Origin of the sequence: Myxococcus qinghaiensis, assembly GCF_024198215.1 — a bacterium.
Lineage (GTDB): Bacteria > Myxococcota > Myxococcia > Myxococcales > Myxococcaceae > Myxococcus > Myxococcus qinghaiensis.
Window position 1 is genome coordinate 467205 of record NZ_JAKCFA010000006.1, and the last position, 27000, is coordinate 494204.

Below are 27000 nucleotides of genomic sequence, written 5' to 3' on the forward strand. Positions count from 1 at the left end.
ACAGCGCGACGCGGCGTCCGCTTGAGTCATGGCCCAGGCAAGGAGGACTCTGTGTCGAGAACCAGGCCCGGGCCATGAATGAAGGGCGCTACCCGCCCTGTCCCGAGGCCGCTGGAGCCGGCGACGTGGCCGGCTTTGGGTCCTGGGCCTTGGGCTCCGCCTGGGCCTTGTGCCACAGCGCGAGCAGCTCCGCCTCGCGCTCGGCGGGCAGTCCCGCGCGCGGCTTGTTCCGGCGCTCCTCGGGCAGGCCCTTGAAGTAGGCCAGCGTGTCGCGGACGGTGACGTCCACGGGGCGGAACTTGAGCCCGGCCTTCACCGCCTTGGCGTTGCTGCGCAGGTGCGTGCCCAGGCTGGTGCCGGTGGGCGGCATGTAGATGGGGAGGCGGACATCGCCCGTCTCGCCGTGCTTCTCCAGGAACTCCGCCGACACCCACGTCACCTTCGTGTCCCGCCCCGTCACCTTCCGGCACGTGTCCAGCATCGCGCCCATCGACCACGGCTCCGCGGGGCCCACCGCGTTGAAGACGCCGTTGACCTGGCCTTCGATGAGCAACACCAGCCACTCGGCCAGGTCTCTCACGTCGATGATCTGCAGCGGGTCCTTGGCCGTCCCCGGCGCGAGCATCTCCCCGCCCTTGTCGAAGCGCACCGGCCAGTACGTGAAGCGGTCCGAGCGGTCATCCGGCCCGACGATGTAACCGGGACGGATGTTGGCCACGCGCCCCGGCAACGCGGCCTCGGCGGCCTCCTCGCACGCGCGCTTGAGGCCTCCGTAGAACTCGAAGTCCTTGCCCATCGTCTCCACGTTGGGGTCCGAAAGCGTCGCAGTGGGGCCGCTCTCGTCCTCGCGCGGCGTCTTGTCGCTGGCGTACGCGGACACGCTGGAGATGAAGACATACTGTTTCACGTTCGGCGCCAGCAGCGCGGCCGAGGCGCGGACCATGCGCGGGTAGTAACCGGACGTGTCGACGACGGCGTCCCACTTCTTGCCCTTCAGCGCCTTGAGGCCCTCGTCCTTGTCCGGGTCTCTATCCCCGCGCAGCTTCTCCACGTCGGGGAACAGCTCCGGGCGCGTCTTGCCCCGGTTGAAGAGCGTCAGGGAGTGGCCTCGCGCTCGCGCGGCCTCCACCACGGCGGGGCCCAGGAACCCCGTGCCGCCCAGGATGAGGATGCGCTTCTTCGCGCCCTTCTTGGGCGCGGCCAATGCCTCGGGCCCGAGCGCGAGCAACGACGCACCCGTGGCGGTGTACTGCAGGAACTTCCTTCGCGAAGTCTTCATGACAACGGCTCCAGGGGCCGTGGTGCACTCGGGGGGGACGCGCGCGAAAACCCGGCGTCTGGCGTTTCATTCCCGAGACAACCCGACCGTCAGCGATCTCCCAAAGCGACACCAAAGCCGAGTGTCCACGCGAACCCATGGGTCCACTCCTGGGTGAACGGACGCACGCCCTGGTAGCGCAGCTCCGTGCTCGCGACGAAGGGCCCACCGAGCAGGGCACTCGCGCGCAATCCCACCGGCACGCCGAGCCGCGCCCCACCCTCCTGCGAAAACAACCCCACGCCCAGCGAGGCCCGCACGTCCACGCCCACCGCATAGGCCGGCCGCCACGCCCACAGCGGCGGAGACAGCACCGCCAGGCTCCACCCACCCGCGGGCAGCGGCCTGCTTCCCAGCCCCAGGCCCCGCGTCCACTCGACCGACAGGCGCAGCGCATGGGGCAATGGCAACCCCGCACGCAGCCCGGCGATGGGCGTCGCGCCTCGCGAGTCCTGAGCCATTCCGCCCAACCCCTGGAGCGACAGCTCCGGAGACGGGATGAAACCTCGCGCCGTGAAGGCAGGTGCGTCGGGCCCGGCGACCTCCTCGAAGCGCTGGGCCGCCCACGTCAGGAACGCCTGGGAATACGCCACCGCGGCGGCGGCCCGGTCCGCCATGAAGGCGTCATAAGTCTCCGGCGACACGCGGTGCGAGCCCTCCTTCCAGCGGGGCTCGGCCTGGCCGAAGGCATTGCCCACGCTGCCGTAGACACCGAAGGAGCCAGGACGCCGCGCATCCGGCTCCGACCAGAAGGTGCTCCACGGAAGCTCGACTCCGTCCTCCGCGCGAAGGAACTGGGAGCGCACCGCCTCCAGCGTCTCGCGCGCGAGCGCGTGCTGAGCCTCCGTCCCCGGCAGCGGCTCCACCTGCCGCGAAGGCAGCCGCTTCAGCACGTCGCGCAGGCCCCAGCGCTCGAAGCCATCCGCGAAGCTGTGATTCACGGGCACGACATGCGGCGGCGAGGCCACGTCCTGGATGTGGTGCGCCAGGTGCCCGGCCCTGTCCCACGCCCGCGCCAGGTCTCCTCCGCGCGCGGCGTCGAGGGCCTCTTCCCACAACATCTTCACCCGCGCGTCGGAGCCCGCGCGCAGGGCGGAGGCCAGCGCGCCCTCCGGCCGGTAGAAGTGGTGCCACCCCGTCCACTTCACGTGGAGGTTGAGGTCCTCCGCCGTCGCGCCGTGCAGCACCGCGTCCCGGTGCGCGGCCAGGGAGGGGGAAGCGCCCGCCGCCAGGGCCCGCTCGAGCGCGGCCTGGGTCAACGCGTGGTGGTCATCCACCCAGAACGCGCTCGCGCCCGACGGTGCAGCCACGGACAGCCAGGCGGCGGCGAGCGCCAGGCGCGGCGCCTTCAGCATCCGCGGCGGCCTCCACGCGCGAGGACGGCTGTTGCCTCCAGGAGTCCTCGCGGCGGGCACGACGTCACGCCTCAGGCGGCCTCCGCCCGGGGAGGCTCTTCGAGCGTCGCCAGGTGCGCGCGGGCGATGTGCAGGTTGTCGTTGTCCAGCGGATGGAAGGACGGCCGCAGGTACTCCTTGAGGCCACGCCAGAGTACGCGCACCAGCACCGGGTCCTTCGCGTGGGCCCGGCGCAGCTCGCGCCACATCCCTGTCCACCCCAGCCCGGGCTCCTGGCGCAGCAGCGTCACGGTGGCCGCGAACCACAGGCCAAACAGCGCGGTGATGGCCGCGAACATCCCCGTCACCCGCAGCGCATAGCCGGGCGCCACCTTGCGCAGCACGTCGAAGGCCACGGCCTTGTGTTCAATCTCCTCGGCGGCGTGCCACTCGATGAGCGCGCGCATGGCCGGGTGGCCATCCGCGAACACGCCGAGCGTCAGCGTGTTCTCGCCCATGATGGCCGTGTAGTGCTCCAGCGCGGCGGCGATGGACAGCCGCAGGAACGGCGGGAAGTACTTGTAGATGAAGCCCCAGACGATGCGCTGATAGGCCCGCATGAAGCCGGAGATGACGTAGCCCTGGGACTCCAGCAGCTCGATGTAGTCCTGGTGCTCCCGCGCGTGCTTGCCCTCCTGGGCGAAGAACGCCTTCACCTGCGCGCGCAGCTCCGGCGCGTCATCCAGGGCATGAAGGTAGTGATTGACGCTGCGCACGATGAACCGCTCTCCCTCGGGGAAGAGCACGTTGAGCCCGTTCCACAGCTGCGTGGAACCCACCCCGTTGTGATGCCACACGCGGGGGAACGTGGCGTCGAAGTGAAACTTCAGATTCAGTCGCGGGACGATGCGGCCAGGGTCGGGGGGATTGACCATGAGTGGGGGGAACTCGCTTTCGCCGGAGGGGACGGCGGGTCAGGGGTGAGAGGATATCGGGGGACGGGCTCGAAGCAGCATCTCGCGCTCGAGTTCCGTCCGAAAAGCCGTGAGCCGCTCGCGGGCGGTGAAGGGGCCGCTCCCAGCGATAGCGCCGAAGAAGCGCTTGCGCACGCCCTTGCGCGTCGCGCACAGCACTTCCGTCACGCAGAGGGCCACGCCGCCCCCCACCGCGGGCAACGGCCGCATGGTGTTGAAGTAGATGGGAAGATGCCGCTCCAGGGCGGCCTCGTCCTCCACCTCGACGGTGATTTTCGACAGGAGCGCATTGCCACACAACGCGGTGGCGACCTGTCTCAATCCCGGCGTGAAGGCGAAGCCGTGGGTGGTGAGCGACGGCATCCACCAGGGCAGCGCCGGGGAATACAAGGTGGAGAAGATGTCCTCCAGCACCCCGCCCTCCCCGCGCGTGCGCTCCAGCAGCGCGGAGACCTGCTCGGGCGTCACCGGCCCCTGGCTCGTGCGCGAGGGAATCACCGCGATGCGGATGCGCCGCCAGGGCCGCGCCACGGACGCGGGCGCATCCGGCAGCACGGGCACCAGCATGGTGGGGTTGTCACTTCTCAGCAGGCCCGCGCCGGAGCGCTCCAGCGCCAGCAGCGAGGCACACGCGAGGTTGCGGAAGTCCAGCCGCTCCGGAAGCTCCACGCGCAACAGCGGCGTGGGCTCCTCGGCCCCCGTGAGCCACTCGTCCGAGGACGTGCGGTCCACGCGGGGCATGGCGGCGGAGATGGCTTTCGACACCTCCATCATCGCGGTGCCATCCATCACCAGATGGTCGAACGCCAGCTCCAGCGAGCCCGTCCCCGGGTCCACCCGCGCCCCCAGCCAGGCGCTCGTCGTCAACAGATGCGAGGTCCAGGCGCTGCGCCCCCGCCCCGCCACGTCCACCACCACCTGCGGGTGAAGCCCGGCCCGGCGCGCTTCGGAGGGCGTGCACGGCGCGGACGCGGCCAGCAGCCTCGCCACCGCCTCCGGGTTCAGATGCGAGTCCTCCAGGAGCAGCCGCGCGATGCGAAGGCCACCGCCCTCATCGGTGACGGCCACCGTGAGCACGCTGTCATCGGAGACGCGCTGCCGGGCATCCAGCCCCTCGCGGCCCAGCCCCGCCAACCAGACGTCCGTGGGCTGGTTGTAGCGGCGGCCCCGCGTGTCCCGGTGCCACCGCGCCACCTGGGCGAGCAGCACGTGCGCCCAGGCCCCCGTCGCGCGGTCCACGCCCAGAGGCTGCACCGTCAACATGACACGGCGCGAGCGGGGCTCGGTGGAGAGGAAGCGCTCCCAGGTCGTCAGCTCCCGCACCACGCCCGAGGCCCGGCTCGCCGGGAAGGTCCGCTGCCAGCCATCACAGAAGCCCACCAGCGCGGCCAGCGACTGGCGCGCCACCGGCAGGAAGTGGGGGAACTTGTGCGCCATCGACTCCCGCACGCGAGACAGAGCGTCCTCGCCGCGGCGCACAGCGAAGAAAGGTAAGGAACCGGAGCCGTCCATGGCACGTGTCCCGCGCAAGCCCACCGGTGAGGTGACCCACAACATTGGCCGTGCAGTGTAGCGGACACTTCTCCGTCGCGGTGACGCTGTTGTGCCCTCCGGCGCGCGGGCTCCACGCACTCATACGGGTGGTGAACGACTCACGCCCTCACCCACACCTCCTTCGCCGACGGAGTGCGTCGCGAATCACCGCCCCCTGCTCACCGGCTCACGCACATGCAGCGAGAGTCTCTCCAGGTCCGCGCCTCGGCTCGGATGGCGGGACAGCAGACTTCCACTCCCAGCGGCCCTACCTCCTGGAGCGTGCCCGGTCAGCAACCGACGAGGCACGGCGCGCCACGCGGACTTCACGCCCCCCGCTTCGCCTCCACCGCCTCGCGGACCCCGACACCTTTCAATGGCCACACACCCGCGCGCGAACGCTCATCACCTCGCGACGCAGGCCGACGTGCGGTTTCCACGCAGCTCATCACGTGACAAGGCTTCAGCGCTTTCACATGCGCGCCACGCAACGCCGATCCGTGGCGCTGTCGTGACAATGCGCACGGGACATCACCGTGACATGAGTTTCTTCTCTCGCGTCGAGCGCCCTTTCATTGCCACGCACGCGACACGGAAACGACAGGCGGCTCCGCTGGACCCCTCGGGAAACCCCAAACAAAATCAAACCTGATTTCACTGACAGAATAACCTTTCAAGACAAAGTCGATTTACCTCGACCCGCACTGGTAGTCCGACCCGCAATCGGTAGGATGCGACTGTCCAAGTCCAATCATCGCCCTTGGACACATGGGGGGGAGTCCAGACACAGCATCCGGAACGGCCACGGTCCCCTCGCGCGAGCGGTGGGGCACCGCGACGCCAGTACGCGGTTCGTGAGCCCTCGGCTCGCGGGCACGGGAAGGGTGCGCCCTCAGCAGTCCCCACGCCTCGCAAAGGAATGCAACTCATGAAGAAGTTCCTGTCTGCCACTGCCGCGGCCGCGCTGTCGCTCACCGCGACGCAGGCCCTCGCCGCGCCGATGTCCCCGTCCGCCAAGCCCATGGCGCAGCACTTCTCCCCCACCGTGCAGGATGCCTTCACGCTGCTGGGTGACACGGACAACAACAACCTCGTCTATTACGTCCCGCGCCGCGGTGGCATCGCCGTCCAGTCGCCCGCGTCGACCAATCCCATCCCCCGCTTCCAGATCTCCGGCTTCGTCCCCATCTACGGCTGGTTCGCGGGCCTGGAGCTGGCGAACCTGGGTGGCTCGTTCTCCACCACCAGCGACCTGGGCGCGCTGAACCTCCTGTCCACCGAGGCCGCCGCCAAGGGCTTCCAGATCGCCCCGGCGCCCGCCGCCCGCTCCACCACGCAGTTCCTGCTCTCCGGGTTCGCGCCGGTCAACGGCCGCGTGGAGATCGACTGCGAGTTTGAAATCCTCATCGTCAACGGCCGCGAGGTGAAGGTCCCCAACTGCTTCACGCACCTGGACCCGACCCAGCCGTACAGCCTCGACACGAACGTGATGTACAAGTTCAACACGTTCCCCACCGTGGGCGGCAGCGTCGTGGCGCAGGACGTCGCGTTCCAGGCCACCACCCTGCCGACGTGGAGCAACCAGCTGCGCGCCCTGATGGCCACGGGCGCCCAGTGGGACAACATCATGACGGCGCAGGTGGACTGGGACATCAAGACCCACAACCTGACCCGTCAGGCGCGCTTCACGGTGAACTGGCGCTCGCTGTTCGAGCAGGCCAGCGCCTTCGCGGCCTTCCACCTGAGCTCCTGCGTGGACATCGAAGTTCGCGCCTTCTTCGAGCGCCTGGTCACCTGTTCCTCTGAGAACGCCTGCGGCATCCGCATCGAGTACCTCGGCAGCAACGGCGTCTGGGGCCCCACCGCGCCCAACGATGCCAACTTCATCAACGTCGTGAACGCCGTCCAGGCCCGCCTCCAGGACGAGCTGTTCAACGAGGTCCGCCGCTACACGACGCCGGTGAACGGCCAGGTCTCCAACCAGACCAACTCCATCTTCACCATGCGCGCCAACTACGAGAAGCTCATCCTGGAGCGCAACGAGGTCACCTACATCCAGTACAACCCGGGCCCCACCGACTTCACGGTGAAGACGAACCTGAACGTCACGTGCCTGATGGACGGCTTCGAGATGGGCCGCGTCCGCTGGAACATGGATGACCCGGGCTGCAGGGCGCTGCTCGGCCAGCCGTAATCCCGCTTCGCCTTGATTCCAGGGCGGAGGCCATCTTCCGGGTGGCTTCCGCCCTTCCTTTCCTTTCTCGAACCAGGCCCTCTCTCCATGCGATTGCTTTCGCTCTGCCTTGCCGTCGTGTCGTGTCTCGCCGTTGCTCCCGCCCAGGCCCAGACCGACACGCCGCCTCTCGACTATGCGCGCACCCTCCGCGAGTCCGAGATGGTATTCGTTCCCTACATGGGGATGAATCGCGGTCCCGTCTTCTATACGCAGTACACCCAGGTTCCGACGGACTCCGCCGCCTCCGTGGCTGGCATGAGGCGGTTCTTCGTCAACCTGTACCCCACGGCCCACCAGAACGACCTGTACAACGGCTTCATCTCCCGCAACGGCATCACCGACGCGCGGCTGCTCCCGATTCCCTCGGCCGGCTCGTGCCAGCCCTCGGCGGGAATCGCGGACCTGCTGCGGACCATGCCGACCAACTACCGGCCGACCGTCGTCGGCGGCAACTATCCGTTCATCTGCGGCCTGAGCATCTACGTCTTCCCCGCGGAAGAGGCGGCGGTGCGGGCCTATATCGCCGCCAACTCCGTCATCACCCTGCGCGCCACGGTGCCGCTGTGCGCGACGAACAGCCCCCTGCTGAACGTCCCCGCCATCAACCAGCGGCTGGTGACGGACGGCGTGCTCCAGACGTCGTCCAACCTGGGCGTCGAGGGCAACAGCTGGAACGTGCTCTTCGAGTCCGCGAAGCTCGCCCAGCTGAGCCCCTCCCTGTTCGTCACGTCCGACCCGCAGGTCGGCTGGGAGACGTACATCAAGTCCTTCACGCTGAACCTGACGGCGCAGACCGCGACGATGTCCCCCGCCGCGGCCAGCAACTCCGCCGCCATCTGCACGCCCACGCCGCTGGTCATCAACTTCGGCTAGCCAACCCGCGCGCGACGACAAACCCATACACACCAGCAGCCGGGGGCGACCATGGCGACGGCCAGGACGCTCCCGGCTCGGGAGTTTTTCAGGATGAAGCCAAGGGTCTGGGTCCTGGTGGGACTCATGGGATGGACGGCCTGTGCCTGCTCGGGAGAAGACCCCGATGACTCAGGCCAGACACCGGAGCAGCGCAAGAAGCAGGTCCAGGAGTGCATCGTCACCCGGGTGCCGCCTCCGGCCGGCTCCGCCGAGGCCACGTGGTCGGTGTCAGGGTATGCCCTGGTCAGCGCCTACCGGGCCTGTCAGGCGAAGCAGGAGGATGCGACGTCCGAGGACTTCCGCGAGGTGCTCCGGGGCCTCGCCGAGCCAGAGGAGGACCCCTCGCGCGTGAGACTCACCCGGCCTGGAGGGAGCACGCCGTGAGATGGGTCGCCTTCCTCGTGCTGGTCCTGGGAGGGCTCGCCTCCGCCAGGGGCGTCGTGGCCCAGGAGTGCACCGGCTGCCACACGTCCAAGCGCACCGAGCCCCAGACGCGCTTCGCCAATGGCCTGGGCCGGTGGACCGACAGCCAGTGCTATGGCTGCCACGCCGAAATCAACGACGTCGCGGTGAAGCGCCAGAAGCGCGAGCCGGACCCGCGCTACTTCGCCATCCCCGTGCGCGAGGACAAGCTGGCGCACCTGGCCAGGACGCCGCTGGCCTACATGAATGCGCCGGAGGTGCTGGAGCATCCGGGACAGAAGACTCCGCGCATCTCCGCGCGAGGGCTGGCCGCCTTCCTCAAGCGCCCCAGCAACCTCTCCCAGAAGGAGGGCAGCCGCGCGCCCCGGATGATGGCCTATCCCAGCCTCCAGTCGGGTGACGTGAAGGACGTCGCGGCGCTGCTGTCGGTGCGGCTCCCCGCGCGGGAGGCCCCCGCCGCGAAGCTGTCCGCCGCCGAGCGCAAGGACGCCGACGCGCTCTGGAAGGCGCGTTGCGCCAGCTGCCACGCGGGTGAAAAGCCCCTCTCCGGACGGGACGGCGTGTCGCTCTCGCTCTACACGCCCGAGTGGACGTACGAGTACTGCCGCGAGCAGATGCCCTACGCGCGCGTGGACAGGCAGATGCCGGAGGTGCCGCTGTCGCTGGACGAGGCCAGGCTCCTGCACCGCCTGTTCGACCAGATGCGGGTGGAGAAGGAGCGCGAGCTGGACGCGCGCGTGACGAAGCTCGCGCTGAAGGACGCCGCCCTGCCCGGCGCGGTGCCTCCGGCGATGCTCGCCTACCTCTGGGGCCCCTTCTTCCGGGAGGCCACCTGCGTGCATTGCCATGCGACGAGCCCCCGCGCGGCCAGCGCCTTCACCGCGGACGCGGAGGGCCTGAAGAAGTACCTCCAGAAGAAGTCGGGCGAGGAGTACTGGCGCAGGCTGGAGACGCGCGCGCTGGAGGCCGAGCACGGCCTGGTCGCCGCGAAGCCCGGCATGCCCATGGCGGGAATGGAGCTGCCCGTGGAGCTGAGGCGGCTCATCGCCCGGTGGGTGGTGGACGGCTGCAAGGATGCCGAAGGCAAGGCCTGGTGCCGTCGCTGACGGCGCATACCGAGGAGAAGCCCATGAGCCTGAATGTGTCGCACCTGTCGTCGAGGATTGGCTGGACGTGGGCGCTCTTCATCGGCCTCTGGCTCTGGGCGGGCTGCGGCGGCGAGGGCCCCTCCCCCCAGGACCTGGCGCGGCGCCAGGCGCTCGCGGGCCGCGCCTCCGCCACCCGGCTGTCGCTGGGCCAGTACCACTCGGTGGGTGTCCACTCGGACGGCACCGTGTGGGCCTGGGGCTACAACCGGCAGGGACAGCTGGGCAACGGCCTCTTCACGGACAGCCCCACGCCGGTGAAGGTGAGGAACCTGGAGGACGCGGTGGCGGTGGCCTCGGGTGACTACCACTCCATGGCGCTGCGCTCGGACGGCACCGTCTGGTCCTGGGGCGACAACTACTCGGGGCAGCTGGGCAACGGCACCGTGCTGGCCAGCAGCGAGCCCGTGCGCGTCCAGAACCTGTTCGGCGTGCTGGCGGTGGGCTCGGGCTTCTCCCACTCGGTGGCGCTGCGCTCGGATGGCACGGTGTGGGCCTGGGGCGACAACCGCTCCAAGCAGCTCGGCACGCTGGCGGCGACCACCAGCACCCTGCCCGTCCAGGTGCCCGGCCTGAGCAACGTCATCGCGGTGGCGGCGGGCGGCAACAGCTCGCTGGCGCTGCGCGCGGACGGCACGGTGTGGGCCTGGGGTGACAACCGCAGCGGCCAGCTCGGCGATGGCACGACGACGACGCGTGGCACTCCCGCGCAGGTGCAGTCGCTCGCGGGCGTGGTGACCATCTCCGCGGGCGCGTCCCACTGCGTGGCGCTGCGCTCGAATGGCACCGCGTGGACGTGGGGGCTCAACTCCACGGGCCAGCTCGGCGACGGGACGAAAATCAACCGGCCCTACCCGGTGCAGGTGGTGCTGACGGACGTGCTGGCCGCGGTCGCCGGCAACTACCACTCGCTGGCGGTGCGCTCGGACGGCGCGGTGTGGGCCTGGGGTGACAACCGCTATCGACAGCTGGGCAACGGCACGCTGACGAGCAGCAACCTGCCCATCCAGGCGGGCCTCAGCGGCGGAGTCACCCTGGTGGCGGGCTTCAAGCACTCGCTGACGCTGCGCGCGGACGGCACCGTGTGGTCCTGGGGCGACAACGCCTTCGGCCAGTTGGGGGACGGCACCTTCCAGCCGCGCATGTCGCCGGTGCGCGTGGGCAACACCACCTTGGGCAACCCCGGGGTGGCGTCCGGCCAGTTGCACTCCGTCTACCTGGACGGGGCGGGGAACCTCTGGAGCTGGGGCGACAACGAGGATGGCCAGCTGGGCAACGGCCTGGGCGCGGACCGGCTCGTGCCCGCGCGCACGGGCCTGACGTCCACCGTGGCCGTGACCGCCGGACACCGCCACACCGTGGTCCTCAAGGGCGACACCACCGTGTGGTCCTGGGGCGTCAACGTGCGAGGCGAGGTGGGCGATGGCTCCAACACCAACCGCTCCCAGCCCGTGGCGGTGTCGGGCCTGTCGGGCATCACCTCCATCTCCGCGGGGGCCTACCACTCGCTCGCGCTGCACCGCGATGGCACGGTGTGGGCCTGGGGCTTCAACCGCTACGGGCAGCTGGGTGACGGGACGACGGTGGACAGCAACCACCCCGTCCAGGTGACGGGGCTGGCGGGCGTGACGGCCATCGCCGCCGGACACAGCCACTCGCTGGCGCTGCGCTCGGACGGCTCGGTGTGGGCGTGGGGCTACAACTTCGATGGCCAGATTGGCAGCGGGACGAACTCCTGGCACATCCTGCCGGTGCAGGTGGTGGGGCTGTCGGCGATGACGGCCATCACCGCCGGGGGCTACCACTCCATGGCGCTGCGCTCGGACGGCTCGGTGTGGTCCTGGGGCTACAACGGCTCGGGGCAGCTGGGCAACAACTCCACGCTGAGCGTGAACGCGCCGGTGCTCGTGTCGAACCTGAGCGGCGTCGTCTCCATCACCGCTGGCGACTACCACTCGCTGGCGCTGCGCTCGGACGGCACGGTGCGCGCGTGGGGCTTCAACTTCGACGGACAGATTGGGGATGGCTTCCTGGAGAACCGCCATGTGCCGGTGATGGTGGCGGGCATGACGAACGTCGTGGCCGTCATCGCCGGAGACCACCACTCCATGGCCCTGCGCTCGGACGGCACGACGTGGGCCTGGGGGGCCAACGCGGAAGGCCAGCTTGGCGACGGCACGCGCGACGACAGCATCATCCCCGTGAAGGTGGAGCTGTTCTGAAGCAACTCGACAAGGAGACACCCATGCTCACCCGTACCCTGAATCGTTGGGCCTCGCGCACTGTCGCGGGCGCCGCCCTCGCGCTCGCCCTGATGTCCGGCACCGCCGCCCACGCCTTCACCGAGGAGCACGTCATCATCCTGTTGGACCGCAGCGGCTCCATGATGACGACGCGCGCCTCCGGGCAGACGCGCTTCGCGGATGCGCTCGTGCGCGGTCGCGACTTCGTGAACATGGCGAACGCGCTCCCCCGCCTGTTCGCCGTCTGGTCTTTCGAGGGGGCCAGCTACCGCCGTGAGCAGGGCTTCCAGGACGGCCCGACGACGGTGGCGACCCTGAGCCGGCTGACCTCGGGCGTGGGCGCGACGCCCCTGGCGCTCGCCGTCTGCGACGCCGCCGACGAGCTGCTCCAGTTCGGCCCCGGCATCGACGCGCGCAAGGTCGTCCACCTCATCTCCGACGGCGAGGAGAACAGCACGCCGGAGACCACGCTCTGCTTCGGCCCTCCGAGCACCACGCGCTACCCCGACCTGACGGAGGGCTCGTGGGAGTGGAAGGTGCGCAACATGCTCAAGACGGGCGACCCGCTGCGCGACAGCCCCAACCCCTTCCAGCTCATCTTCGACGCGGACGTCTTCTTCAACCACCTCACGCTGGCGCCCGAGCCCTTCTTCCTCTCATTCGTCCAGGGCGTGACCAAGGCGTCGGGAGGTCGCTACACGCCCATCGACGACGTGCGCCCGCTCCCCATTCCCGGCGACACGGATGGCAACGGCTGCATCAACTCCGTGGACTACCGCTTCATGCTGGACAACTACGGGCTGAACGTCCCCCCGGGCAGCCCCGCGGCGGACTTCAACGGGGACCGCGTCATCGACTTCACCGACTACGCCATCGTCATCGCCAACCTGGGTCGGGGCTGCAACGCGGTGCTTCCGCCGCTGCTGCCCGTGCACGAGGTCCGCGAGTAGTTGTCGACAGGACTGGCCTCCGGAGGTCGGCTCCGGGGAGAATGCGCGCCCGCCGGCCTGGCCAGGCCGGCGACACTCGGGGGCACGAGCGCATGAGCCAGGAGCGCGTCATCTTCGGCAACACGGTGGACAGCCTCTACCTGAAGACGCTCGACCGGGACTTGTCCTACGAGCTGCGCAACCAGCTCCGCGAGCTGGGCATGGACCTGGATGCCCCGCTCCAGGCCGCCTATCCCCACACCGTGTGGGTGAGGTGCCTGGACGAGGTGGGCCGCGCCCTCTACCCGGAGAAGCCCCTGGAGGAGGCCCGGCGGCGGCTCGCCCGGCGGATGATTGAGGGCTACGCGCAGACCGTCATGGGCTCGGCGGTCCTCACGCTGGCGCGCGTGCTGGGCCCCATGCGCTCGCTGGGCCGGATGACGCACAACTTCCGCAGCGGCAACAACTTCACGCAGACGCGCGTCAACGTGGTGAACCCCACCACCGCGGAGCTGTGGTTCAACGAGCCGGAAGTCACCGAGGGCTTCGTGGAGGGCGTGCTGGAGGAGGGCCTGCACCGCATCGGTGTCCGGGGCCTCACCATTTCCCGCACCCGTCACGACGCGGAGTCCTGTACCTATCGCATCGAGTGGTACGACCCCTCCGCGCGCTGAACACCCCTCCCCAGAGAGCCCCCGAGCCCCATGACCCGCCTCCTCGACAGCCTCCCCGAGCTCTACCGCGACCTGCTGCCGGACTTCTTCCGCCAGGACGTCCCCGAGGAGACCAAGGCCACCTGCTCCAAGTGCGCCATGTGCAAGGAGAACGCGGAGGGCGCCGTCGACTCCGTGGACGGCGTCAGCCGCTTCTTCCGTCCCGACACCAAGTGCTGCACCTACTTCCCGCGCCTGCCCAACTACCTCGTCGGCGCGCTCTTGTCGGATGACCGCCCGGAGCTGGCCGAGGGACGCCGTCGCATGGAGGCGCGCATCGCCGGCCGCATCGGCGTGACGCCGCAGTGGGTGAAGCCCCCGGCGAAGTTCAACTTCCTCTACAAGAACGGGCACCAGTTCTTCGGCCGGGCCGCGTCGCTGCGCTGCCCCTACTACGGCGAAGCGAGCGGCGGCTGCACCATCTGGCCGTACCGCGAGGCCGTCTGCTCCACCTTCTTCTGCAAGTACGTGGCGGGCGCCGACGGCCGCAAGTTCTGGATGTCCCTCAAGACATACCTGACGCTGACGGAAATCCAGCTGTCGCGCTGGACGTCGCTCCAGCTGCTGCCCGACTACGTCCTGTCCGGCAAGGACCGCCCCGAGCTGAACAGCGTCCCCTTGGGCGTGGAGGATCTGGACGACGCGCCGCCTCCCGCGAAGGCCTACGCCGAGCTCTGGAAGGAGCACGCGGGCCGCGAGGTGGAGTACTTCCGCGCCTGCTACCAGCTGGTGCGCGGGCTGACGGCGGAGGGGCTCGACAAGCTGCTGGGCCTGGACGGCGTCATCGAGCTGAAGGCGGTGGAGAAGCTGTTCGCGACGTCCGTCTCATCCCAGCTGCCGCGCACGCTGCGCTTCAACCCGGACGCCACCGTGCAGTGGCTGCCCGACGGCAGCGTGGCCCTGGGCGCGTACAGCGACTTCGACGCGATTGCCCTGCCCGGTGAGGCCTACGGACTGCTCGTGGAGTTCACCGGTCGGCAGCCCGTGGAGGCCGTGCGGCACCACCTGCGCGAGCACAAGCAGGCGGACCTGTCCGAGGACATCCTGGTGGAGCTGTACCGGCACCGCATCCTCGTGGAGGCCTGAGGGCCTCCGGTCGCGCCTACGGAGGACCCGACAGCGCGCCCAGCTCCTGGAGCAGCCGGCTGGAGGCATGCGCCTCTCGCCAGGCGGGCACGGACGCGGAGAGGTGCTCGGCCAGCCACGCGCAGAAGCCGGGGTCTCCCGCGCCCAGCCACTCGGCGGACTCGGACAGCTCCGCCTGCGCGGCCTCCCAGGCGCGACGGTACGCGCTCGCCGCGGCCATCACCTGCGTCACCGAGTGGGTGAACGCATCCAGCGCGGCCCGCAGCTCCAGCGCCGCGGTGGGGTCCATGCCCCGCGACTCCCGCAGGCGCCCCAGGTGCAGGAGCAGCCCGTGCTCCAGCGCGGCCGTCGTCCCCAACCGCGCCTGTGCGCCGCGCAACAGCAGCTGCAAGTCCCCATTCAGCTCGCGCAGCAGCTCCTCGGTGGAGCGCGCCACCGGCCGCCCCAGCCGGGTACAGACGGCCTGCCACAGGTTGCTGAACGCGAGCAGCTCGCTCACGCCCCGGCGCACGTGGGGAGGAATGCGGTCCAGGAACTCCAGCGCGGCGCCGCGCGCCTCGGCGGACAGCGCCCCGGGGCCCTTGGCCAGCTGAAGCAGCTTCCACGCCCAGGGCAGGGCCTGCTCGGTGCAGCGGAAGAGCGCCTCGCAGCTGGAGCTCAACGCGCCCGCATGGCTGCTTTCCTTCAATGCGGTGGGAGCCACGGGCCTCTGCTCGCGCTCCGGTTCCCCGGGCTCAGGCACCACGGTCCGCTCGTCCCCGCGCCGCGCTTCACCGGAGACCTCGTCGCGTTCCGAAGAGCTGTCGTCCAGCCACATGCATCTCCTCCAGCCTCGTCGGCGGACCCCTGGTTATCGCACGCCGCACCCTCAACCTCCAGGCCCCATCCGTCCGCCGTGAGACCCCCGACGTCCGACCCCTCCCTGGCGGTCTATATCTTCGGAAGAAGGCAGCGCCGGCTGTGACGCGGTCAACGCCCGGCGATTCACCCGGCCGGGCGCATTCCTGGAAGTTGAGAGTGCCAACAAGGGCGGCCCGGAGTCGCGACGCGCGCGGCCCGGGCCGGGGAGCTTCCCACCTGTCACGTCACCTCAGTGGAGGGTGTGCTTCAGGTGACTGAGCTTCTTGTGGGTGCTCTTCTGCGCGGGCAGCAGCTCCATTTTCACGAAGCGCCGCAGGTCGCCGTTGACCTTTTCCGCGTCGCGCTCGTAGTCGCGCAGGCCGTGGTCCTCGCCTTCCTCCAGCGCGGAGATGGCGGACTTCTCTCCCAGCACGTCCGCGCCCCCCTGGACGATTTTCGCGAAGGCGCCCCAGACGCCGGAACCCTCCGCCGGCTTGCCGTCGAGCTGGACAATGCGCTCGCGCAGCTTCTCCACGCGGCTCTCGTGGTCATGCAGGCACTCATCCAGCGTGCGACGTCGCACGTCGTCCTCGATGTGACCAATCGCCTGGCGGTAGGTCTCCACCGCTGAAATCTCGCCCCGGAGGAAGGAATTGAGCGTTTCGACATCCTTGTCGGTGTTCGCCATGAAGGCCTCCTGGAAGTGGTGAACGGGTTGCTGAGCAAGAAGGTGGGGCGTGCCCGCCCGCTCGCAACGAGGGCCCCCTCCCCCGCCACCTCCCCTGGGCCATACCCTCCGTCCGTGCTTCAGCGGGTATCAGCGCGACTGTCCGGGTAGTCTGTTTGCAAGAATGCGTCAGGGCTGTGAAGCTGATCCAGGAGTGCCCCAGTTCCAGTGCCGTGCCCCTGGCCAGTGGGAAGCTCGCCAGCCAACCCAGCTTGTATCGTCACGCCGAATGACCGCCCCGTCGCCTGCTTCGCCGTCGCGCCCGCTCTTCACCTTCGGCCTCGTGTGGCTGGGGCAGTTCATCTCCCTCTTCGGTTCGGGGCTGACGTCGTTCGCGTTGGGTGCGCACGTCTACCAGCTCACGGGCTCCACGACGCGCTTCGTGCTCATCTCCTTCTGCGCCACGCTGCCTTTGGCGGTGCTGTCCCCGTTCGCCGGCGTGCTGGTGGACCGGTGGGACCGCAGGAAGGCGATGTTGTGGAGCGACGTGGGCTCCGGCGTCACCACCGCGCTCATCTGGATGCTGCTGGTGGCGGACGACGCGGGCCAGCTGGAGTTCAAGGCCTGGTACCTGTACCCCATCGTCCTGTTGGGGGGCTGTTGCACGGCGTTCCGCTGGCCGGCGTGGACTGCCACGACGCCGCTGCTCATCCCCAAGCGGCACCTGGGGCGGGCCAGCGGCATGGCGGAGCTGGGCGCGGCGCTCAGCCAGATTGCGTCGCCCGTCTTCGCCGGCGTGCTGGTGGGGAGCATTGGCCTGCACGGCGTGCTCTTCCTGGACGTGCTCAGCTTCCTGTTCGCCGCGGGCGTGCTGGTGGCCGTGCGCTTCCCGCCGACGCCGGGGGCCTCCGCGCGGAGCACGGCGCCGCGCTCCATGCGCCGGGAGCTGGCGGAGGGGTGGCGCTTCCTCCGGGAGCGGCGGGGCCTGTCGTACATCCTGGCCTTCACCACGTTCACCAACGCGAGCCTCGCGCTGGTGCTGCTGCTCTTCACGCCGCTGGTGCTGGCCTTCACGGACCTGAAGAACCTGGGCCTCATCGGCTCCATCTCCGGCATGGGCATGCTGGCCGGAGGCATCCTCACCAGCGTGTGGGGCGGCCCCAAGCGCCGCATCCTCGGCATCGCGGGCTTCCCGGCCATCGCCTCGCTCATGCTGCTGTTGGCCGCGCTGCCGCCCAGCGTGCCGTTGCTCGCCACGGCGGCGGCGCTGTTCCTGTTCTCCATGCCGCTCACCACGGCCAACTCGCAGGTCTTGTGGCAGCTCAAGGTGCCGCTGGAAATCCAGGGCCGGGTGTCCGCGCTGCGCAAGACGGTGGGGCAGTCCGCGGTGCTGCTCGTCACGCTGATTGCGGGCCCGCTGGCGGACCGGGTCTTCGAGCCGTGGATGGCGCCAGGCGGCGCGTTCGCTGGCAGCGTGGGCCGCGTGCTGGGCACGGGCACCGGGCGTGGCATCGCCTTTCTTTTCGTCGTCCTGGGGCTCACGGTGCTGGGCGCCGTCGGGCTCCTCCTGCTGTCTCCTCGCGCGCGGCGCGTCCAGGAAGAACATCCGGACGTGATTCCCTCCCAGCCGCTCGCCCTGACTCTTTCCTCCGAACCGCCACCGGCAGGCGCCGTGTCCGAGAGTCCGCTCTCGGCGACGGGAAACTCCCCGTCCTGAGCACGCAGCGCCCCGGCCCCGCGCAATGAACTGACTGGAGTACCTCGTGAGCACGCGCAACGACTCCCCGACGTCCGTCGGCCCCGTCCCCCCATCCGACGCGAGCCCGTCCGCCTCGCCGCTGGTGCCCCTGCGAAAGGGGAACGACACGGCCCGTCCGCTCTTCCTGGTGCATCCGATGGATGGCCGCCTGGACTGCTACGCGGAGCTGGTCCGCCAGGCGCCCGCGACCCAGCCCGTCATCGGCCTCCAGGCGCGCGGCGTGGACGACGGGCGCGCGCCCATGGAGTCGCTGGAGGCGATGGCCGTCTTCTACGTGGAGGCCCTCCGCGCCGAGCACTCCGAGGGGCCGTATCAACTGGCGGGCTGGGCGCTGGGCGCGGTCATCGCGTGGGAGATGGCGCGCCTGCTCCAGCGCGATGGCCATGTCGCGAAGCTCACGCTCCTCGAGCCGCCGCCCGCGTCGCCAGACCGGAGCGTCTCCGCCACGGCCCTGGCCGCGCATGCCGCGCTCTTCGCGAAGGAGCTGGCGCTCCAGGCGGGCGTCTCTCCGTTGGAGCTGCCCGCCGCGCTCACCCCGGGCAAGGACCCCGAGCCCCTGCTGCTGCACCTGCACGCGGAGGGCACGCGCCAGGGCTTGCTGCCCGCGTCCATGACGTTGGAGGTGCTGCGCGCGCGCTTCAAGGTCTTCTCCGCGCACGTGCGCGCCGCGCGTCGCTACGTCCCCGAGGCGTTTCCCGGCACCGCGCGCATCGTCCGCGCCGCAGAGGTCGTCGACGCCGCGGACGTGGAGAAGGACAAGGGCTGGGCGGTGCTCGCGGAAGCAGGCGCCCAGGTCGAGGACGCGCCCGGAGACGGGTATTCGCTCTTGCGCGAGCCCCACGCGAAGGAGCTGGTGACGCGCCTCTTCGAGTCGGCCCTGTCCCTCACCGGCCCCATCCTCACCGGGCATGGCGACGGCGCTCCGCTGTCGTACGCGCAGCAGCGGCTCTGGTTCCTGGACCAGCTCCAGCCCGGCAGTCCCGCGTACAACATGTTCTACGGCCTGCGCTTCACCGGCCCGCTGGAACACGCGCTCTTGGAGCGCGCCTTCACGGAGCTGGCGCGGCGCCACCAGACGCTGCGCACCAGCTTCCGCTCGCTGCAGGACGGCCCCGTCCAGGCCATCTCCCCGCCCGCGCCCGTCACCATCCCCGTCGACGACCTGCGCGCCCTGCCCGCGGGGGCCCGCGACGCGGAGGCGCAGCGAATCGCCGACGCGGAGGCGCGCACGCCGTTCGACCTGGCCACGGGACCGCTCCTGCGCGCGCGGCTCTTGAAGCTCGACGAGCACGAGCACGTGCTGCTCATCGTCATCCACCACGTCATCTCCGACGGCTGGTCCATTGGCGTCATCACCCAGGAGGTCCCCGCCCTCTACCAGGCCTTCGCGCTGGGCCGTCCCTCCCCGCTCCCCGAGCTGCCCGTGCAGTACGCGGACTTCGCCGTCTGGCAGCGCGGCTGGCTGACGGGTGACGTGCTCGAGTCGCAGCTCGCGTACTGGAGGACCCAGCTGGCCGACGCGCCGCATGCGCTGGAGCTGCCCACCGACAGGCCCCGGCCTCCCATCCAGTCGCTGCGCGGGGACATGCTGCGCGTGGAGCTCCCCGCCTCGCTCGCCACCAGCGTCTACGCGCTGTGCCGGCAGGAGGGCGTCACACCCTTCATGGTGTTGATGGCCGGCTACCAGACGCTGCTGGCGCGCTACTCCGGGCAGGACGACATCATCGTCGGCTCGCCCATCGCCAACCGGATGCGGTCGGACCTGGAAGGGCTCATCGGCTTCTTCGCCAACACCCTGGCGCTGCGGGCCCGGTTCCATCCGGGGATGACGTTCCGCGAGCTGCTGTCCCAGGTGCGCGAGACGACGCTGGGGGCCTATGCGCACCAGGACGTCCCCTTCGAGAAGCTGGTGGACGAGCTGCGCCCCGAGCGCGACCAGAGCCGCACGCCCCTGTTCCAGGTGATGCTCGCCCTGCTCAACACGCCGAAGTCGGTGGGAGCCGAGGACCCCGACGCGCCGCTCAAGGTCCGCCCGCTGGACGCCATCAGCGGCACCGCCAAGTTCGACCTCACGCTGCTGGCGTCCGACGACGGCACCGTGTTCAACGCGGTGTTCGAATACAACACGGACCTCTTCGACACGGCGACAGTCCAGCGCATGGCGGACCAGCTCGTGCGGCTGCTGCAGTCCGCCGTCAGCGACCCCAGCCAGGCCGTCTGGCGCCTGCCGATGCTGGAGGAGCCCGAGCGTCGCCAGGTCCTCGTCGACTGGAACGACACCTCGCGCGAGCCCTTCAGCCCCACCACGCTCCACGCGCCCGTGGAGGCCCAGGCGCTTCGCACGCCCGACGCCGTGGCGGTCACCGATGGCACCCACGCCCTCACGTACGCGGCGCTGGAGGCGCGGGCCAACCAGCTCGCGCAGCACCTGCTCGCGCGCGGGGTGACACCGGGGAGCATCGTCGGCATCTGCCTGGACAAGTCGCTCGACATGGCCGCCGCTGTCCTCGCCGTGCTCAAGGCGGGAGCCAGCTACGTCGCGCTCGACCCCAGCTACCCCGCTGAGCGCCTGGCCTTCATGCTCGCGGACACGCGCGCGCCCGTGGTCCTCACCCACTCCCAGCTCGCGGCGTCGCTGCCCTCGAAGCATGGGGCGCGCTTCCTCTTGTTGGACGTCGACGCGGCCCACGTGGCCAGCCTGTCCCAGCGCGCGCCGGGTCTCGAGGTGTCCACGGAGAGCCCCGCGTACGTCATCTACACGTCCGGGAGCACGGGGGTGCCCAAGGGCATCGTCATGCCCCACCGCGCGCTGAGCGCGCTCCTCACCTGGCAGCTCGCGCGCTCGGTCCAGCCGCGTGCCACCACGTTGCAGTTCGCGTCGCTCAGCTTCGACGTCTCCATCCAGGAGCTCTTCTGCACCTGGTGGGCGGGGGGCACCGTCGTGCTTCCCACCGGGGGACTGCGCCAGGACATTCCGGCGCTGCTCGACTTCATGCACCAGCAGCGCGTCGAGCGGCTCTTCCTGCCCTTCGTCGCGCTCCAGGCCATCGCCGACGCCGTCTTCCACGGCGCCACGCTGCCTGGCTCCCTGCGCGAGGTCATCACCGCGGGTGAGCAGCTCCAGGTGAGCGACACGGTCGCCGCGTTCTTCGAGAAGCTCCCGGGCAGCGTCCTGGAGAACCAGTACGGCCCTTCCGAGGCGCACGTCGTCTCCGCCTTCCAGCTCCAGGGGACTCCCACGTCCTGGCCCCGGCTGCCGTCCATCGGCGGGCCGGTGGGCCACACGCGGCTGTATGTCCTGGATGCGCTCGGCCATCCGGTGCCCATCGGCGTCTCGGGAGAGCTGTACGTCGGCGGCACCCACCTGGCGCACGGCTACCTGTCACAGCCGGACGTCACCGCGAAGGCGTTCGTTCCGGACCCCTTCTCGACGGTGCCGGGCGCGCGGCTCTATCGCACCGGAGACGCGGCGCGGTGGCGCCCGGACGGCACGCTCGACTTCCTGGGGCGGCTGGACTCCCAGGTGAAGCTGCGCGGCTTCCGCGTGGAGCTGGGTGAAGTCGAGTCCGTGCTCCGCTCCGCGCCGGGGCTCAGTGACGCCGCCGCCATCGTTCGCGAGGATGTGCCGGGCGACAAGCGCCTGGTGGGCTACGTCGTCCTCGCGCCCGAGGCCACGCTCGACACCGAGGCCCTGCGCGCCTTCGTACTCCAGCGCCTGCCCGAGTACATGGTGCCGTCCGCCTTCGTGGCGCTGCCCTCGCTGCCCCTGATGCCCAGCGGAAAGCTCGCGCGCAAGCGCCTTCCCGCGCCCGACGCGGAGAGCCTGCGCGGCGCCGCCGCCTTCGCCGCGCCTCGCACTCCGCTGGAGGAGAAGCTCGCCGCGCTCTTCGCCGACGTCCTGCACGTGCCGCGCGTGAGCGTCACCGACAACTTCTTCGCGCTCGGGGGGCACTCGCTGCTCGCCACCCAGGTCGTGTCGCGCGTGAGGTCCGCGCTCGGCGTGGAGCTGCCGCTGCGCACCGTCTTCGCTTCGCCCACGGTGGCGGCCCTCGCGGCGAGCATCGACACCATGTTGATGACGTCGCGGAACCGGCAGCCTCCCGCGCTGGTTCCGGTGCCTCGCACGGGACCGCTGCCGCTGTCCTTCGCGCAGCAGCGCCTCTGGTTCCTGGACCAGCTCCAGCCCGGCGGGGCGACGTACAACATGCCCTCCTTCGTCCGGCTGGACGGAGAGCTTCACCTGTCCGCGCTGCAGCGGGCCTTCGACGAGCTGGTGCGGCGCCACGAGGCCCTGCGCACCACGTTCCTCCAGCAGAACGACGAGCCCTTCCAGGTCATCGCCCCGCACGCGGAGGTGCCGGTGACGCTGGTGAAGGTCCAGGGACAGACGCCGGAGGCGACTCGCGCGGAGGTGGAGCGACTGCTGGGCGAGGAGTACATGCGCCCGTTCAACCTCTCCACCGGCCCGCTCGTCCGCGCCGTGCTGCTGGAGACGTCCCCCACCGAGCACGTCCTCGCGCTCAACATGCACCACATCGTCTCCGACGGTTGGTCCATGGGGGTGCTCGTCCAGGAGGTCGCCACCCTCTACGCGGCCTTCTCGATGGGGGCACCGTCGCCGCTTCCGCCCCTGGCCCTCCAGTACGCCGACTACGCCGTCTGGCAGCGCGACTGGCTCAAGGGCGACGTGCTGGAGCAGCAGCTCGCCTGGTGGCGCGGCCGACTGTCCGGAGTCGCCACGCTGGACCTGCCGCTCGACAAGCCTCGGCCTCCGGCGCAGACCTTCGCTGGCGCCCAGGTGCCCGTGACATTGAAGCCGGAGGTCTCCAAGCGGCTCAAGACGCTGTGCCAGCGAGAGGGCACCACGCCCTTCATGGCGCTGCTCGCCGCGTGGCAGCTACTCCTGTCTCGCCACAGCGGACAGGACGACATCGCCGTCGGCTCGCCCATCGCCGGCCGTCAGCGCGCGGAGCTGGAAGGGCTCATCGGCTTCTTCGTCAACACGCTCGTCTTCCGGGCGCGCATCGACCCGGGCGCGACGTTCCTCCAGCTCCTGCGGCAGGTGAAGGAGAACGCCCTGGGTGCCTATGCGCACCAGGACGTCCCGTTCGAGCGGTTGGTTGAAGACCTCCAGATTCGCCGGGACATGAGCCGCAGCCCGCTGTTCCAGGTCCTCTTCGCGCTCCAGAACACCCCCGGGGCGGCCTTCCAGGGCCCCGCCGATTCGGCGCCCCAGAAGCAGGAGCTGTCACTCAGCCCGGTGGAGGTGGAAGGCACCGTCATCAAGTTCGAGCTGGAGCTGAACTTCGTGGATGGGGGCGCGGACGGACTCTTCGGCGCGCTGACCTACAACACGGACCTGTTCGAGCGGGCCTCCATCGAGCGGATGACGCGGCACTTCGAGCTGCTCGTCGAGTCCCTCGTGGCTCGCCCCGAGGCTCCGGTCTCCGCTCACGCCATGCTGACCGTCGAGGAGCGGCAAAGCGTCCTCGTGGACTGGGCCTCGGCTCCCGCGCACGTCTCGCCCGACTCCACCCTGCCCGCCGTCTTCGCCGACGTCGTCGCGCGCGCGCCTGACTCCGTCGCCGTCCTCTTCGGTGACTCCTCCCTCACCTACCGCCAGCTCGACGAGCGCTCCAACCAGCTCGCCTGGCACCTGCGCTCCCTCGGCGTCACCACCGACTCCCGCGTCGCCATCGCCGTCGAACGCTCCGTCGAGCTCATCGTCTCCCTCCTCGCCATCCTCAAGGCCGGCGCCGCCTACGTCCCCCTCGACACCAAGTACCCCCGCGAGCGCCTTGCTTCCATGCTCGAGGACGCCCGGCCCCAGGTCCTCGTCTCCACCCGCGCCTTCCTCGACAAGCTGCCCGCCGACGGACTGACGTGTGTCCTGCTGGATGAGGTGTCCCTGGCGGACAGCTCCACTGGAGCACTTCCGCCTTCCGCCCTCCCCGCGTCGCTCGCCTATATCGACTTCACCTCCGGCTCCACCGGCAAGCCCAAGGGCGTCGGCAGCACCCACAGCGGTGTCATCCACACGCTCATCGGCATCGACTACACCCATTTAGGGCCCGAGCAGACCCACCTCCTCCTCGCCCCCATCTCCTTCGACGCCTCCACCTTCGAGATTTGGGGCGCCCTGCTCCACGGGGCTCGCCTCGTCGTCCTCCCACCTGAGACACCTTCTCTGGAGGAGCTCTTCCAGACGGCGGCGCGCCACGGCGTCACCACGCTCTGGGCCACCATCGGACTGTTCTCCCAGCTCGTCGAGAGCCGGCTCCCCGCGCCGCCTTCCCTCCAGCGCATCCTCACCGGTGGCGACGTCATCTCCGCGCCGCACGTCCGCCGCGCGGTGCAGGACTGGGGCGTCTCCATCACCTGTTGCTACGGCCCCACCGAAAACACCGTCTTCGCCACCACCTTCCCCATCGCGCACGCCGACGATGTCGGGCCCTCGCTTCCCATCGGCAGGCCCACCAACGGCACCCGCCTGCGCGTCCTCGACGCCTCGCTCCAGCCCGTTCCCATCGGCACCACTGGCGAGCTCTTCATCGGTGGTGATGGCGTCGCGCGCGGCTACGTCGGCCAGCCCGGCCTCACCGCCGAGCGCTTCGTCCCGGACCCCTTCTCCTCCGTCCCCGGTGCGCGCCTCTATCGCTCCGGAGACCTCGTCCGCTGGAACAAGGATGGGACGCTCGCCTTCGTCGGTCGCGCCGATGCGCAGGTGAAGGTGCGCGGCTTCCGCATCGAGCTGCCCGAAGTCGAGGCCGCCATGCTCGCGCACCCGTCCATCCGCGACGCCGTGGCCATGGCGCGTGAAGACGTCCCCGGAGACAAGCGCCTCGTTGGCTACTTCGTCGGTGACGACCTCGATGCCGTCTCCCTCCGCGCGTTCCTGAAGTCACGGCTCCCCGAGTACATGGTGCCGTCATCCCTGCTCCGCCTGGACGCGCTCCCTCTCACCGCCAACGCCAAGATTGACCGCAAGGCACTGCCTCCTCCGGAGGCCGTCCTCGCCGCCCCCTCAACCGGATACATCGCACCGCGCACGCCCACCGAGGAGCAGCTCGCCTCCATCTGGGCCGAGATCCTGCGCGTCCCCCAGGTTGGCATCTCGGACGACTTCTTCGCACTCGGCGGCCACTCGCTGCTGGCCACGCAGCTCGTCTCGCGCATCCGCAAAACCTTCCAGGTGGAGGTGGCGCTGCGGGGGCTGTTCGAAGCGCCCACCGTCGAAGCGCTGGCTGAGCGGCTGGATGCGGCAACCCTCGTGGGCAAGGGAACGGTGCGGCCTCCGCTCGTCCCGGTGCCGCGTACTGGCGAGCTGCCGCTGTCCTTCGCGCAGCAGCGCCTGTGGCTCATTGACCAACTCGAGCCCGGGAGCCCCACCTACAACATCCCTCTCGCCCTGCTGATGCAAGGGCCGCTCGATGTGACCGCCCTCGAAGGCGCCTTCACCTCGCTCGTCGAGCGCCACGAATCCCTGCGCACGACGTTCCTGACGCGTGACGGAGAGCCGTACCAGCACCTCCACGCGCCCGCGCCGGTGAGTGTGTCGCTGAGGGACCTCCAGTCCCTCCCCGAGGACACGAAGCTCGCCGAGGCCCAGCGCCTGGTGAGCGAGGAGGCCGCTCGGCCCTTCAACCTGGAGCACGGCCCCATCTTCCGCGTGCTCCTGCTGCGCCTGGAGGAGCAGCGCCATGTCCTGGTGGGCACCGTCCACCACATCGCGTCCGACGGCTGGTCCATGGGAATCCTCCTCCGCGAGCTGGCGGAGTTCTATTCCGCCCACGCCACCGGACAGACGCCCCGGCTGGAAGCCCTTCCCGTGCAGTACGCGGACTACGCCGCGTGGCAGCGCTCCTGGCTTCGTGACGAAGCCTTGGAGCAGCAGCTCTCCTATTGGAAGCAGCAGCTCACGGGGGCTCCTCCCTTCCTGGAGTTGTCCACCGACCGGCCGCGTCCGCCCGTCCAGTCCAACCGCGGTGGGGCCTTCCCCGTCAGCCTGCCTCCCTCCGTCAACGAGCGGCTCCTCGCCCTCTGCCAGCGCGAAGGCGTGACGCCCTTCATGGCCTTGCTCGCCGTCTGGCAGCTCCTCCTCTCCCGCTACTCGGGTCAGGACGACATCTCCGTCGGCTCTCCCATCGCAGGACGCACGCGCTCGGAGACTGAGGGCCTCATCGGCTTCTTCGTGAATACCCTCGTCCTGCGCACCCAGCTCCTGCCGGGACTCCGCTTCCGCGAGCTGCTCGCGCAAGTGAAGCGCACCACCCTCGCCGCCTACGAGCATCAGGACGTCCCCTTCGAGAAGCTCGTCGAGGAGCTCAACCCGCTTCGCACCCTGAGTCACTCGCCCCTTTTCCAGGTGATGCTCGTCCTGCAGAACGCACCGACGACTCGCATGGAAGTGCCGGGCAGCACGGTGGAGACGTCCCCTCTTCGCCTGGAGTCCTTCGACTCGGGAACGCCGAGCGCGAAGTTCGACCTCACCCTGACGCTGGGCGAGGGCCTTGAAGGCGCTCTCGGCTACCGCACTGACTTGTTCGAGGAGTCCACCATCGCCCGGATGGTCGCCCACTTCTCCACGCTCCTCGAAGCCGTCGTCTCCGCCCCCGATACCCTCGTGGGTGAACTGCCGATGCTGCCAGCGGAGGAGCGCCGTCAGGTGCTCGTCGAGTGGAACAGCACCCGCCGCGAGCTGCCCTGGACTGGCGCCTTCCATGAGCGCTTCGAGGCTCAGGCCGCCCTCACGCCCGATGCCCTCGCCGTCCTCGACGACGCCTCCTCTCTCTCCTTCCTCCAGCTCAATCAGCGCGCCAACCAGCTCGCCCACTTGCTGCGCTCGCGTGGTGTCGGGCCCGAAGTCCGCGTCGCCTTCTGCCTGG

General features: G+C 69.9%; 16 protein-coding genes. 10 read left to right on the forward strand and 6 right to left on the reverse strand.

All coding sequences use genetic code 11. The features are described 5' to 3' along the window. Positions 1-88: 88 nt before the first annotated feature. The 4 genes from LZ199_RS13990 to LZ199_RS14005 form a co-directional block, all read right to left on the reverse strand. Positions 89-1279: an NAD-dependent epimerase/dehydratase family protein gene (locus LZ199_RS13990; RefSeq protein WP_253994175.1), complete on the reverse strand. Its 1191-nt coding sequence runs from the start codon at positions 1277-1279 to the stop codon at positions 89-91. Positions 1280-1368: 89 nt separating this feature from the next. Next, positions 1369-2673: a phospholipase C/P1 nuclease family protein gene (locus LZ199_RS13995; RefSeq protein ID WP_253994176.1), complete on the reverse strand. Its 1305-nt coding sequence runs from the start codon at positions 2671-2673 to the stop codon at positions 1369-1371. A 71-nt stretch (positions 2674-2744) separates the two neighbouring features. After that, positions 2745-3587, reverse strand: coding sequence for a metal-dependent hydrolase (locus tag LZ199_RS14000; RefSeq protein ID WP_253994177.1), 843 nt, complete (start codon positions 3585-3587; stop codon positions 2745-2747). Positions 3588-3626: 39 nt separating this feature from the next. After that, on the reverse strand, positions 3627-5063 hold the full coding sequence (locus LZ199_RS14005; RefSeq protein WP_253994178.1) for a hypothetical protein: 1437 nt from the start codon (positions 5061-5063) through the stop codon (positions 3627-3629). A 1024-nt stretch (positions 5064-6087) separates the two neighbouring features. Between LZ199_RS14005 and LZ199_RS14010 the strand changes: the two genes are divergently transcribed. The 8 genes from LZ199_RS14010 (at position 6088) to LZ199_RS14045 (ending at position 14849) form a co-directional block, all read left to right on the forward strand. Further along, entirely contained in the window at positions 6088-7353 is a 1266-nt protein-coding gene (locus LZ199_RS14010; RefSeq protein WP_253994179.1) for a hypothetical protein, read from the forward strand. A gap of 87 nt (positions 7354-7440) precedes the next feature. Then, positions 7441-8268, forward strand: coding sequence for a hypothetical protein (locus LZ199_RS14015; RefSeq protein WP_253994180.1), 828 nt, complete (start codon positions 7441-7443; stop codon positions 8266-8268). A 93-nt stretch (positions 8269-8361) separates the two neighbouring features. Next, entirely contained in the window at positions 8362-8694 is a 333-nt protein-coding gene (locus LZ199_RS14020; protein ID WP_253994181.1) for a hypothetical protein, read from the forward strand. Next, positions 8691-9839, forward strand: coding sequence for a hypothetical protein (locus LZ199_RS14025; protein ID WP_253994182.1), 1149 nt, complete (start codon positions 8691-8693; stop codon positions 9837-9839). The genes LZ199_RS14020 and LZ199_RS14025 overlap by 4 nt, the downstream gene beginning before the upstream one ends. Before the next feature lie 23 nt (positions 9840-9862). Beyond that, a complete protein-coding gene (locus tag LZ199_RS14030) occupies positions 9863-12100 on the forward strand; it encodes an RCC1 domain-containing protein (RefSeq protein ID WP_253994183.1) in 2238 nt (745 codons plus the stop codon). Positions 12101-12123: 23 nt separating this feature from the next. Next, entirely contained in the window at positions 12124-13071 is a 948-nt protein-coding gene (locus LZ199_RS14035; RefSeq protein WP_253994184.1) for a VWA domain-containing protein, read from the forward strand. Positions 13072-13163: 92 nt separating this feature from the next. Then, positions 13164-13724: a DUF2378 family protein gene (locus tag LZ199_RS14040; protein ID WP_253994185.1), complete on the forward strand. Its 561-nt coding sequence runs from the start codon at positions 13164-13166 to the stop codon at positions 13722-13724. A gap of 30 nt (positions 13725-13754) precedes the next feature. Continuing rightward, positions 13755-14849 (forward strand): hypothetical protein, encoded by a 1095-nt coding sequence (locus LZ199_RS14045; RefSeq protein ID WP_253994186.1) that lies wholly within the window; start codon positions 13755-13757, stop codon positions 14847-14849. Positions 14850-14865: 16 nt separating this feature from the next. On the opposite strand, the gene LZ199_RS14050 is transcribed toward LZ199_RS14045, so the two are convergent. Further along, the gene (locus tag LZ199_RS14050; protein ID WP_253994187.1) at positions 14866-15666 is read right to left on the reverse strand and encodes a hypothetical protein; all 801 of its coding nucleotides are present in this window, start codon (positions 15664-15666) and stop codon (positions 14866-14868) included. A gap of 273 nt (positions 15667-15939) precedes the next feature. Continuing rightward, positions 15940-16377, reverse strand: coding sequence for a DUF2383 domain-containing protein (locus tag LZ199_RS14055; RefSeq protein WP_253994188.1), 438 nt, complete (start codon positions 16375-16377; stop codon positions 15940-15942). Between the two features lie 268 nt (positions 16378-16645). Here LZ199_RS14055 and LZ199_RS14060 point away from each other — a divergent pair, with 268 nt between their 5' ends. Next, positions 16646-18073, forward strand: a complete 1428-nt coding sequence (locus LZ199_RS14060; RefSeq protein WP_253994189.1) for an MFS transporter — start codon at positions 16646-16648, stop codon at positions 18071-18073. 46 nt (positions 18074-18119) lie between these two features. Then, positions 18120-27000 (forward strand): non-ribosomal peptide synthetase (locus LZ199_RS14065; RefSeq protein ID WP_253994190.1); only part of this gene is annotated, 8881 nt, incomplete at its 3' end.